The following is an 11,599-nucleotide window of genomic DNA, read 5'->3' on the forward strand; positions in this document are numbered from 1 at the left end:
CGGGGTTCGGGGGCCGGCGCCCGGCGGGGCGGCTCAGGGCACGACGGACAGGAACAGGAACGCGCCGAAGAGCACCAGGTGGATCAGGCCCTGCTGGGACTTCGCGCGGCCCTGGGCGACGGTGAGCGTCGAGACGACGACGGTGATCGCGAGCAGCACCAGCTGGGTGGTCTCCAGGCCGAGCTCGAGCGGGCCGTCGAGCCAGATCGAGGCGACGGCGATGGTGGGGACGGTGAGGCCGATCGAGGCCATCGCGGAGCCGAAGCCGAGGTTGAGGCTGACCTGCACCCGGTCGCGCGAGGCGTTGCGCACCGCGGCGATCGACTCCGGCGCGAGCACCAGCAGGGCGATGACGACGCCGACGACGGCGTACGGCGCGCCGACGGCGGAGACCGCGTCCTCGATGGTGGGGGAGAGCAGCTTGGCCAGCCCGACGACCGAGACCAGGGCGACGACGAGGAGCACCAGGCTGAGCGCGGTCTCCCGGCCCGACGGCGGGTCGGCGTGGTCGTCGCCGTCCTCGTCGACCAGGCCGGTGAACAGGCCGTACTCGTCGCTGGTGACCGGCACGAAGAAGTCGCGGTGCCGCACGGTCTGGGTGAAGACGAACCCGCCGTAGAGCACCAGCGAGGCGACCGCGGCGAAGGTGAGCTGGGCGGAGGAGAACTCCAGGCCCTGGCCGGAGGTGGTGAAGCTCGGCAGGACCATCGTCAGGCTCGCCAACGCGATCACGGTGGTCAGGGCGGTGCCGGTGCCCGAGGAGTTGAAGCTGACCAGGTGGTGCTTGACGGCGCCGACGAGCAGCGAGATGCCGACGATGCCGTTGAGGGTGATCATCACCGCGGCGAAGACGGTGTCGCGGGCGTAGGTGCTCGTGCCCTCCCCGCCGCTGGTCATCAGCATGACGATCAGGCCGACCTCGATCACGGTGACCGCGACGGCCAGGATCAAGGAACCGAACGGCTCCCCGACCTTGTGGGCGACCACCTCCGCGTGGTGCACCGCCGCGAGGACCGCACCGACCAGCGCGGCGCCGATGAGGGAGAGCACCGCCCAGTGCTCGTGATGGACCCAGGTCGCGGCGAGGACGAGGACGGCGACGATCGGCACGACCACCGACCACTGGAAGGGACCGCGGAGGGCGTGAGATGTCATCGCGGCCAAGGATAGGGCCGCGACGGCCCCGCCCCGCGTCGGTGCCGGGTCGACCGGCCCGGGGCGATGGACCCGGTCATGACGGCCGTCGGGCCCTGATCGGGGGTCCGGGGCGCACCTAGGTTCCCGAGGATGAGCACCCCGCTGCAGGACTCACGGTCGCCGGTGAGCGCATTCGTCCTCTCCGGGCTGATGCTGGGGATGTTCCTGGGGGCGCTGGACCAGACGATCGTCAGCACCGCGATCCGCACCATCGCCGACGACCTGCACGGGCTCTCCGAGCAGGCGTGGGTCACCACGGCCTACCTCATCACCTCGACGATCACCACGCCGATCTACGGCAAGCTCGGCGACCTGCACGGGCGCAAGAAGCTCTTCCTGGTCGCGATCACGATCTTCGTGCTCGGGTCGGTGCTGTGCTCCTTCGCGGACTCGATGTACCAGCTCGCCGCGTGCCGGGCCTTCCAGGGCCTGGGCGCGGGCGGCCTGTTCACCCTGGTGCTTGCCATCATCGGCGACCTGGTCGGGCCGCGGGAGCGGGCGCGGTACACCGGGTACTTCATGTCGGTCTTCGGCCTGACCAGCGTGCTCGGGCCGCTCATCGGCGGATTCTTCGCCGACCGGGCCGACATCCTCGGCGTGGCCGGTTGGCGGTGGGTCTTCCTGGTCAACGTGCCGGTCGGCATCCTGGCCTTCCTCGTCGTGCTGCGCGCCTTGGACCTGCCCGTCGTCCGGGAGCGGGGCGTCCGCGTCGACGTCGCCGGCGCGGTGGCGCTGACGATCGGGCTGGTGCCGCTGCTGGTGGTCGCCGAGCAGGGCCGCGACTGGGGCTGGACCTCGGCGCGCTCGATCACGGCGTACGTCGTCGCCGCCCTCGGCCTGGTCGCCTTCGCCCTCGTCGAGCGCCGGGCCGGTGACTCCGCACTCATCCCGCTGCGGGTCTTCCGGATCCGCGCGGTGGCCGTGACCGTCATCGCCAGTGTCGTCGTCGGTGCGGCGATGTTCGGCGGCATCATGCTGCTGCCGCTCTACCTCCAGATCGTGCACGGCGCCTCGCCGACGGACTCCGGCCTGCTGATGCTGCCGCTGGTCGCCGGGATCGCGACTGGCTCGGTCGTCTCGGGCCAGATCATCGCCCGGCTCGGGCACCTACGGATCTTCCCGGTGGCGGGCGCGGCCACGATGACCGTGGGGCTCTTCCTCCTGTCCTGGCTCGCGGGACCGGAGACCTCGATGGTGAAGGTGGGCGTCGGGATGGCCGTCCTCGGGCTGGGCCTGGGCAACTGCCTCCAGCCCTTCACCCTCATCGTGCAGAACGCCGTCCCGCCGCGGGAGATCGGCGTCGCGACCAGCGCCGCGACCTTCTTCCGCCAGATCGGCGGCACGCTCGGCGTCGCGGTCTTCCTCTCCATCCTCTTCGCCGGCGTCGGCGGCAACATCGGCAAGGCGGTCGAGCAGGACGCCCGCACCGAGGCCTGGCAGCAGACCGTCAGCGACCCCCGCGTGCTCGCCGACCCGGTCAACCGGCAGCTCATCGAGGCCCTGAAGAACCCGGCCGCGCGGAGTGGAGCGGTCGACGAGGTGCAGGCCGACTCCTCGGTGATCAGCGAGCTCGACCCCGTCCTCGCCCACCCGTTCAAGGTCGGCTTCGCCGAGTCGATCGACACGGTCTTCTTCTTCGCCGGCGGCCTCGGCGTGCTCGGCTTCCTCGTCCTGCTCGCGCTGCCGTCGGTCCGGCTGCGCGACAAGCACCCGGGCGACCCGTACGCCGGCCAGGACGCGCCACCGGTCGCCGACGCCGCTGCGGCCGCCCGCGCGCCCACCGCCCCGCACTGACCGACGCGCCCGGCCGCCCCGGCGGGGCCGGGCCCCCCGGCCGGGCCGGTCGCGAGGGTTCGTCCCGGCCAGCCGCCGCGTCGTACCCTGGACCGTTCCCCGATCTGTGTTGTGAGGTAGCCGCGTGCCTGGTCCCGACCGTGCTCCCGAGTCCGTCTTCCCCCGGCTGGAGCCCCGGCTCCCGTCGGTCTCCAAGCCGATCCAGTACGTCGGCGGGGAGCTGAACTCCACCGTCAAGGAGTGGGACTGCGGCGCCGACACCGAGAGTGGCGAGACCGTCCGGTGGGCGCTGATGTACCCCGACGCCTACGAGGTCGGCCTGCCCAACCAGGGCGTGCAGATCCTCTACGAGGTGCTCAACGAGCGCGACTGGATCATCGCCGAGCGCACCTACGCCGTGTGGCCGGACATGGAGCGCGTGCTCCGCGAGGGCGACGAGCAGGGCCCGATCCCGCAGTTCACCGTCGACGGCCACCGCCCGGTCCGCTCCTTCGACGTCCTCGGCCTGAGCTTCTCCACCGAGCTCGGCTACACCAACATGCTCAACGCCCTCGACCTCGCGGGCATCCCGCTCCACGCCATCGACCGCACCGACGACGACCCGGTCGTCCTCGCCGGCGGCCACGCCGCGTTCAACCCCGAGCCGATCGCGGACTTCCTCGACGCCGCCGTCCTCGGCGACGGCGAGGAGGTCGTGCTCGCGATCTCCGAGGTCGTCCGGGAGTGGAAGGCCGAGGGCCGGCCCGCCGGCGCGATGGCCAGCCCCCGTGACGAGCTGCTGCGCCGCCTCGCGGTCAGCGGCGGCGTCTACGTGCCGAAGTTCTACGACGTCACCTACGGCCCCGACGGCGCGATCGCCTCGGTCGTGCCGAACGTGCCGGGCGTCCCGTTCCGCGTCGCCAAGCACACGCTGATGGACCTCGACGCCTGGCCCTACCCGGCCAAGCCGCTGGTGCCGCTGGCCGAGACCGTCCACGAGCGGTTCAGCGTCGAGATCTTCCGCGGCTGCACCCGCGGCTGCCGCTTCTGCCAGGCCGGCATGATCACCCGCCCGGTGCGCGAGCGCTCGATCGAGACCATCGGCGCGATGGTCGAGAACGGCATCCGCAGCACCGGCTTCGAGGAGGTCGGCCTGCTGTCGCTCTCCAGCGCCGACCACACCGAGATCGGCGAGGTCGCCAAGGGGCTCGCCGACCGGTACGAGGGGCAGAACGTCTCCCTCTCGCTGCCCTCGACCCGGGTCGACGCCTTCAACATCAACCTGGCCAACGAGTTCTCCCGCAACGGCCGCCGCTCCGGCCTGACCTTCGCCCCCGAGGGCGGCTCGGAGCGGATGCGGAAGGTGATCAACAAGATGGTCACCGAGGAGGACCTCATCCGCACCGTCGCGGCGGCGTACTCCCACGGCTGGCGGCAGGTGAAGCTCTACTTCATGTGCGGCCTGCCCACCGAGACCGACGACGACGTGCTGCAGATCGCCGACCTCGCCAAGCGCGTGATCGCCAAGGGCCGCGAGGTCTCCGGGCGCAACGACGTGCGCTGCACCGTCTCCATCGGCGGGTTCGTGCCCAAGCCGCACACCCCCTTCCAGTGGGCCGCGCAGCTGGACCACGAGACCACCGACGACCGGCTGCGCAAGCTGCGCGACCTGGTCCGCGAGGACAAGAAGTACGGTCGCGCGATCGGCTTCCGCTACCACGACGGCAAGCCCGGCACCATCGAGGGACTGCTCTCCCGCGGGGACCGGCGCGTGGGCCGGGTCATCGAGCAGGTCTGGCGCGACGGCGGCCGCTTCGACGGGTGGAGCGAGCACTTCTCCTACGAGCGCTGGGTCGCCGCCGCCGAGCAGGCGCTGGCCGGCACCGGCGTGGACCTGGACTGGTACACCACCCGCGAGCGCGGCTACGACGAGGTCCTGCCCTGGGACCACCTCGACTCCGGCCTCGACAAGGACTGGCTGTGGGCCGACTGGGAGGACGCCCTCGCGGTCGCCGACGGCTCCTCCGACGTCGAGGTCGAGGACTGCCGCTGGACGCCCTGCTACGACTGCGGCGTGTGCCCGACGATGAACACCGACATCCAGATCGGGCCCACCGGGCGGCAGCTGCTGCCGCTCTCGGTGGTCTGATCCCGGCCTGATCTCGGTCTGATCTCGGCGGCCCGGGCGGGCCTCCTGCCCCGGGGTAGTCCGCCACACCTGCGCCCTTGGCGGGCCGGCCAAGGGCGCGCCTGTGGCGGACTATCCCGCCAGTGGCCCCACGCACCTGCCCCCGCACAGCCCCGGGTACGCCGGCGGGCGGGCCTCAGCGCCGCCCGCGCCGCAGGGCGGCCCAGGTCTCGCCGGCGACCACGCCGGTGACCGCCACACCCACCTGGCGCTGGTAGGTGCGCACCCAGCGGGCCGTCGCGCGGTCCAGGACGCCGGTGACGCGCAGGTCGGCGGCGGTGGCGACGTTCAGCGCGCGCTGGACACGGCGTACGGCGTCACCGGCCGAGCCCTCCTTGAGCAGGGGAGCGGAGCCGGCGGCGAGCAGGCTGGTCCAGGTGCGGCGGTCGACGCGGCCGCTGACCGGGAGGTCGCGGCTGCGCTGGTGGCGGCGGACCGCGGCGGTGACCGGGCGGTCGAGCACGCCGTCGACCCGCCCGCGGTAGGCGCCGCGCTGCTGGAGCAGGCACTGGGCGGTGCGGACGACCGCGCCGCGGCGGCCGGGGCCGAGGGCGGGGTAGTCGGCCCGGTCCAGGCGCACGCCGCCGCAGGCCTTCGGGGCGGGCGGGGCGACCGAGCCGCCGCCGAGCTCGAGGTAGTTCAGGTCGATCTCGAGGGTGACCCCGCCGTGGGTGACGGTCCGGTCCAGGGCGTACTGGTGCACCCGCTCGCCGGCCCAGCTGCCCGCGCGGACCCAGCGGGGGGCGGCGACGGTGTCGGCCCGGTCGTTCTCCCAGGCGAACCAGACCTGGTCGGGCATCGTGTAGGAGCCCGGCGAGACGTGGTCGGCGTTGTCGAGGGCGTGGATGCCGGCCGAGATGCTGGAGTAGACCCCCGAGCGGTGCCCACGCGCGTGCAGCGCCTCGGTCCACCCGGAGAGGAACCGCAGGGCGGAGCGGCGGCAGTCGGTGTCGGCGACGTCGAAGCCGCCCTCGAGGTCGTACCAGAGCGTGCTGCGCGCCGGGATCCCCAGTGCGCGGGCCCGGGCGACCGCCGCGGCCGCCTCGGCACGGCCCTGGGCCTCGGCGGCGGCGTACGCACCCGCCGGCGCGGGGTCGATCCGGTCGGCGTAGGCCGAGCACGAGGCCTGCGGGCCGACCCACAGCGGCAGCAGCCGCCAGCCGGCGGCGCGCTGGCGGGCGACCCAGGTCGCGTCCAGGTGCGGCTGCCCGGAGGTCGGGTCGGCCGGGTCGGGCCGGCACGCCATGGTCGACCCGCCGAGGTAGATGCCGACGGCGGAGTACGGCGAGGCGGTGCGCCAGACGTCCATCTCCTCCTGCGTCGGCGCGCACCTGGCGTCGAAGGCGTGACCGGTGAACGCGCCGGGCTCCGGGCGGGCCGCGGGCGCGGCAGCCGTCGCCGGGGCGCCACCGACCAGCCCGCCGACCAGCCCGGTGAGCAGCCCGCCCAGCAGGGTGGTGGCCAGGGTGAGTGCGCCGAGGGCGCGGGGCCGGAGCTGACTGGTCATGGTCGCCTCCCGAGCGGTGCGGCGTCGCGGGGTCCCGACGGCCAGGGGCACCCTACGACGACGCCGGCGCCGCGGCGCCCCGGCGGCGGGTCAGGCCCGGAGCTGGTCCTCGATCGCGTGGGGCCGGGCGACGTACGCCGCCAGGGGCGCCAGCGGCAGGCTCAGCACCAGCAGCAGGGCGACCGGCCACCGCCACCCGCCCGTCGCGTCGTGGACCACCCCGATGGCGAACGGCCCGACGGCCGCGAGCAGGTAGCCCGCGGACTGGGTGAAGGCCGAGAGCGCCGCCGTGCCCTCGGCGGTGCGGGCCCGCAGCCCGACGAGGGTGAGGATCAGCGGGAACGTGCAGGCCGCGGTGCCGACCAGCAGCGCCCACAGCGGGGCGAGGGAGTACGGCGCGAGGATCAGCCCGAGGTAGCCCACCGGGTAGCAGGCGATGACCGCCAGCAGCACGCCCGCCGGCCGCTCGCGGGAGGCCAGCAGGCGGGGGAGCCACAGCGACAGCGGGATGCTCACCGCCGCGATCAGCGCGACCAGCAGGCCGGCGGCCGTGGGCGACCAGCCGCTGTCGCGCCACAGCTGGGCGAACCAGCCGAACACGGCGTACGCCTGGAGCGACTGGAGGCCGAAGAAGAGCGCCATCGCGAGGCCGAGCGGGGTGCGGGCGACGTCGGCGTACCGGACGACCGTCGCGGCGGGTGCGTCGTCGGGCCTGCGGTCGTGGGCGACCAGGCCCAGCCACGGCAGCGCGGCGAGGAAGGCGACGACCGCCCAGAGCCCCAGCCCGGTGCGCCAGCCGCCGAACGCCTCGGCGACCGGCACGGTCAGCGCCAGCGAGGCGGTCAGGCCGACCGCCAGCGCGGTCGTGTACGCCGCGGTCATCGCGCCGATGCGGGTGGGGAAGTGCAGCTTGATCAGCGAGGGCAGCAGCACGTTGGCCATCGCCATGCCGGCCACCGCGAGCAGCGAGAGCAGCAGGAAGAGCGCCTCGCTGTGGGTGAGCGCGCGCCCGAGCAGCCCGGCGCCGACGGCCAGCAGCGCCAGCAGCGTCACCCGGTGCACCCCGACGAGGCGGGCCGCGGTCGGGGCGACGGCCCCGAACACCGCGAACGCCAGCACCGGCAGCGAGGTCAGCAGCCCCGCGGTCGCCCCGGACATGCCGAAGGCGTCGCGGACCTCGCCGAGCACCGGCCCGACGCTCACCGCGGCCGGGCGCAGGTTGAGGGAGAGGAGGACGACGCCGGCGACGAGGAGCGCGGTACGCCGCGTGGTCACCGCCCGCACCCGGGTCGCGGCACGTCGAAGGTCACGCGCACGGCGCGGTGGTCGCTGATCGCCGAGCGGAGCGCCTGCGCGCTCGTCGGGAGGAGGTGAGGGGAGTGCAGCACGTAGTCGATCCTCCGCCTCGGCACCCGGGCGGGCACCGTCAGCCCTTCCCCCTCGCCGACGACGGGCCACGGGTCGAGGGCGAAGGAGCGGGTGACGCCCAGCGCGGGGGAGTCGGGAGTGGCGTTCAGGTCGCCGCCCAGCACGAAGGGCGTCCCTGGCCCCGAGCGCCGCGCGACGATGCGCCGGGCGGCCTTGAGCTGGGCGATCCGGATCGTGCCGCGGGTGTGCTGCAGGTGGGTGTTGTAGACGTCGAGCGGCCGGCCGGCGAGGTCGAGCGTGGCCCGCAGGAGGCCGCGCTGCTCCTGGCCGCGCTGGCGGGGCAGCATCCGGTTCTCCCAGCGGCGCACCGGCAGCCGGCTGAGCAGGGCGGTGCCGTACTCCGCGCGCGGGGCGCCCCGGCGCTCGGGGAGGCGGACGACGTTGCGGCCGTAGACGGCGTTCATGCCCAGCCGGGTGCCCAACCAGGTCGGCTGGTCCACGAAGCCGCTGCGCGCCCGGAACCGGTCGACCTCCTGGAGCAGCACCACGTCGGCGTCCCAGGCCTTGATCTCCCGGGCGATCCGCTCCAGGTCCTGCCCGCCGGCCCCGAGGCCGCCGTGGATGTTGAAGCTGAGCACGACCAGCCCGTCGGGCGCGGGGTCGATGCAGGTCTGGGCGGGCTCGGTCGGCAGCGTCGGGAGCCCCGGCGAGCCGGGCGAGCCCGGCCCCCCGGTGGCCCCGCCGGTCGGTCCGCCGGTCGGTCCGCCGCTCGATCCGCCGGTCGGCAGGCCGGAGGGGCCGGTCGCGGAGGGCCCGGTGGGCTGGGGGATGCCGCCGGGGCGGCCGGGTCCTTCGGGGACGTTCGCCGGCTGCGGCCACAGCACGACGAGGGACACGATCGTCGCGAGGGCGACGAGCGCGAACAACCCGTGGACCCCGCGATGCACTCGTGCAGGATAGGCGCCGTGCGCTGCGTGACCGACGACGAGCGGCGGGCGCGGCTCGCGCTGCGCCACGGCCTGGCCCCGACCGCGCGGGTGGCCGACGCCGAGGCGGCCACCGCCGCGATGACGGTGCTGCACGCGACCGAGCCGGCGACGCCGTACCTCTCGGTGTGGGCGCGGGTCGACGGCTTCGCCCGCGCGGACCTCGACCGGGCGTTGGAGGCCGACCGGACGCTGGTCAAGCAGCTGGCGATGCGCCGCACCCTCTTCGTGCTGCCGCGCGACCTGCTGCCCGCCGCGTGGGGGAGCGCCTCGGCGCGGGTCGCGGCGACCGAGCGGGCCCGGGTGGTCAAGGACGTCGTCCTCGAGGGGCTCGCCACCGACGGCGAGGCGTGGCTCGCCGCGAACCGCGCCGACGTGCTGGCGCTGCTCGCCGAGCACCCCGCCGGGCTGACCGCGGCCGAGCTGCGCGCGGCGGTCCCCGCCCTCGGGGGATCGCTGTTCACCGGCCGGCTGCTCACCGGGCTCGGCGCGGAGGCGCGCGTGGTCCGCGGCACCAACACCCAGCACTGGCGGGTCTCCCGGCCGCGCTGGACGCTCATGGAGCACTGGCTCGGCGAGGTCCCGGCGCCGCTCCCGCCGGCCGAGGGGTACGCCGCGCTGGTGCGGCGCTGGCTGTGGAGCTTCGGCCCCGGCACCGAGGCCGACCTGGTGTGGTGGCTGGGCGCGACCAAGGGCGCGGTCCGCGCCGCGCTGGCCGACCTCGGCGCGGTCCGCGTCGGCCTCGACGGCGGCGGCACCGGCTGGCTGCTGCCCGAGGACGAGGAGCCCGTGGCCGCCCCCGAGGACTGGGCGGCCCTGCTGCCGGTGCTCGACGCGACCGTGATGGGGTGGAAGGAGCGCGCCTGGTACCTCGGGCCGCACGCGCCCGCCCTCTTCGACCGCAACGGCAACGCCGGCACCACCGCCTGGTGGAACGGCCGGGCCGTCGGCTGCTGGACCCAGGACCCCGCCGGGACGGTGCACGTGCGGCTCGTCGAGGACGTGCCGGTCGCGGCCCGCGCCCTGCTCGACCACGAGGCCGCACGGTTGACCGCCTGGCTGGCGGGGGAGCGTGTCGGCACCGTCTACCCCTCGCCCGCCATGAAGGAGCGCCCGTGACCCAGCCGCCGCAGCCGCCGTCGTACGGCGGGTGGCCGCCGCCTCCTGGCCCGCAGCCGGGCCAGCAACCCGGCGCCTTCCCACAGCCTCCGCAGCCTCCGCAGCCCCCGCCCACGCCCGGCCAGGCAACCGCCTCGCTCGTGCTCGGCGTGCTCTCGCTGACCTGCGCGGGGTTCCTCACCGGGGTGCCGGCGATGATCCTCGGGAGGTCCGCGCAGCGGGAGATCGCGGCCTCGGGCGGCCGGCTGGGCGGGACGAGCGTCGCGAGCGCCGGCTTCGTCACGGGCCTGCTCGGCACGATCATCTCGGTGGTGGGGACCGCGGTGGTCCTCGCCCTCGTGATCGGGGTCGGCGTGGCGATCGACAACGGCCGCGAGGAGATCCGGCGGAGCCGGCCCGTCCCCGTGGACCCGACCAGCACCTGCGTGCCCGGCGGCGGGACCCTCGGCGATCCGCTACTCGAGGACTGCCGGCCGTAGGATCCGCGCGTGCGCAAGCAGCCCGAGCAGCAGGCCCCTCCCGTCCAGCGGCTGCGGATCCGGTACGCCAAGCGCGGCCGGCTCCGGTTCACCAGCCACCGCGACTTCAGCCGGGCCTTCGAGCGCGCGGTCTTCCGCGCCCGCCTGCCGATGGCCTACTCCTCGGGGTTCCACCCCCACCCCCGGATCTCCTACGCCGGCGCCGCGCCCACCGGGTCGGCCAGCGAGGCGGAGTACGTCGAGATCGGGCTCGCCGCGGTCGTCGACCCCGCCGACATCCATGCCCAGCTCGAGGAGGCGCTCCCGGTGGGCCTCGACGTGCTCGAGGTCGTGGAGTCCCCGGGCGGCTCGCTCGCCGACCTGCTCGAGGCCAGCCGCTGGTGGGCCGACATCGAGGCCCAGCCGACCGAGGCGGCGATCGCGGTCGACGCCTTCCTCGCCGCGGACTCGGTGCTCGTGGAGCGGATGACCAAGAAGGGCCTGCGCGAGCTGGACTGCCGCGTCCCGGTCGTCTCCCTCGTCGCGGGGCCCGCCCCGGACGACTCGCCCGCCGGCGCCCGGCTCGACCTGGTGCTGCGACACGCCGTGCCGTCGATCCGACCCGACGACGTCCTCCGCGGCCTGGCCCAGGTCTCCGCGGTCGCGCTCGGCCCGGCACCGCTGCTCACCCGCATCGCCCAGGGGCCCCTGGACGAGGAGACCGGAGAGGTACGCGACCCGCTTCACGCGCGGTCATGACCGCAACACCCGTGTGGTGTGCGATACTCGGCGACGGTCGACCCCGTCGACCCGACGACGTTCTCGCCTGGTCCGCAGCCTGTGGGCCGGCACGGTGGGTGCAGGTCGTCGCCAGACGCGACGCAGCCGTGACAGGGCTCGGCGACCGCGGCAGGTGACCTCCCACACCCAGCGACGCACACCGCGGAGGGTGTCGCCGCCACCGAAGGCTTTGCGCCGTCGACCTTGAGCACCCGGGTGGGCG

At 74.8% G+C, this 11,599-nt stretch carries 9 protein-coding genes; 5 read left to right on the forward strand and 4 right to left on the reverse strand.

The window, feature by feature from the left end:
- Positions 1 to 33: 33 nt before the first annotated feature.
- The gene (locus tag HPC71_RS06485; RefSeq protein WP_154616845.1) at positions 34 to 1,155 is read right to left on the reverse strand and encodes a calcium:cation antiporter; all 1,122 of its coding nucleotides are present in this window, start codon (positions 1,153 to 1,155) and stop codon (positions 34 to 36) included.
- 132 nt (positions 1,156 to 1,287) lie between these two features.
- On the opposite strand from HPC71_RS06485, the gene HPC71_RS06490 reads away from it, so the two are divergent.
- A complete protein-coding gene (locus tag HPC71_RS06490; RefSeq protein ID WP_154616846.1) occupies positions 1,288 to 2,991 on the forward strand; it encodes an MDR family MFS transporter in 1,704 nt (567 codons plus the stop codon).
- A 124-nt stretch (positions 2,992 to 3,115) separates the two neighbouring features.
- The gene (locus HPC71_RS06495) at positions 3,116 to 5,119 is read left to right on the forward strand and encodes a TIGR03960 family B12-binding radical SAM protein (RefSeq protein ID WP_171896340.1); all 2,004 of its coding nucleotides are present in this window, start codon (positions 3,116 to 3,118) and stop codon (positions 5,117 to 5,119) included.
- Positions 5,120 to 5,294: 175 nt separating this feature from the next.
- On the opposite strand, the gene HPC71_RS06500 is transcribed toward HPC71_RS06495, so the two are convergent.
- From HPC71_RS06500 to HPC71_RS06510, 3 genes are all read right to left on the reverse strand, one after another.
- Complete coding sequence (locus tag HPC71_RS06500; protein ID WP_154616847.1) at positions 5,295 to 6,665, reverse strand: glycoside hydrolase domain-containing protein; 1,371 nt, start codon at positions 6,663 to 6,665, stop codon at positions 5,295 to 5,297.
- Between the two features lie 90 nt (positions 6,666 to 6,755).
- Complete coding sequence (locus HPC71_RS06505) at positions 6,756 to 7,940, reverse strand: MFS transporter (RefSeq protein ID WP_253943925.1); 1,185 nt, start codon at positions 7,938 to 7,940, stop codon at positions 6,756 to 6,758.
- Complete coding sequence (locus tag HPC71_RS06510) at positions 7,937 to 8,980, reverse strand: endonuclease/exonuclease/phosphatase family protein (protein WP_154616848.1); 1,044 nt, start codon at positions 8,978 to 8,980, stop codon at positions 7,937 to 7,939. The genes HPC71_RS06505 and HPC71_RS06510 overlap by 4 nt, the downstream gene beginning before the upstream one ends.
- Before the next feature lie 18 nt (positions 8,981 to 8,998).
- Between HPC71_RS06510 and HPC71_RS06515 the strand changes: the two genes are divergently transcribed.
- The 3 genes from HPC71_RS06515 to HPC71_RS06525 are packed head-to-tail and all read left to right on the forward strand — an operon-like array spanning position 8,999 to position 11,355.
- The gene (locus HPC71_RS06515) at positions 8,999 to 10,138 is read left to right on the forward strand and encodes a winged helix DNA-binding domain-containing protein (RefSeq protein WP_171896342.1); all 1,140 of its coding nucleotides are present in this window, start codon (positions 8,999 to 9,001) and stop codon (positions 10,136 to 10,138) included.
- Positions 10,135 to 10,617 (forward strand): DUF4190 domain-containing protein, encoded by a 483-nt coding sequence (locus tag HPC71_RS06520; RefSeq protein ID WP_257866253.1) that lies wholly within the window; start codon positions 10,135 to 10,137, stop codon positions 10,615 to 10,617. Before HPC71_RS06515 ends, HPC71_RS06520 begins: the two co-directional genes overlap by 4 nt.
- A gap of 9 nt (positions 10,618 to 10,626) precedes the next feature.
- A complete protein-coding gene (locus HPC71_RS06525) occupies positions 10,627 to 11,355 on the forward strand; it encodes a TIGR03936 family radical SAM-associated protein (RefSeq protein ID WP_171896344.1) in 729 nt (242 codons plus the stop codon).
- Positions 11,356 to 11,599 lie beyond the last annotated feature (244 nt).

The sequence above is a fragment of the Nocardioides marmotae genome (genome assembly GCF_013177455.1).
In the GTDB taxonomy this organism is placed as follows: domain Bacteria; phylum Actinomycetota; class Actinomycetes; order Propionibacteriales; family Nocardioidaceae; genus Nocardioides; species Nocardioides marmotae.

What these genes read in the sequence shown, in the direction of transcription:
- HPC71_RS06485 (WP_154616845.1), bottom strand. Translation starts at nt 1,155, where the DNA reads ATGACATCTCACGCCCTCCGCGGTCCCTTCCAGTGGTCGGTGGTCGTG.
- HPC71_RS06490 (WP_154616846.1), top strand. Translation starts at nt 1,288, where the DNA reads ATGAGCACCCCGCTGCAGGACTCACGGTCGCCGGTGAGCGCATTCGTC.
- HPC71_RS06500 (WP_154616847.1), bottom strand. Translation starts at nt 6,665, where the DNA reads ATGACCAGTCAGCTCCGGCCCCGCGCCCTCGGCGCACTCACCCTGGCC.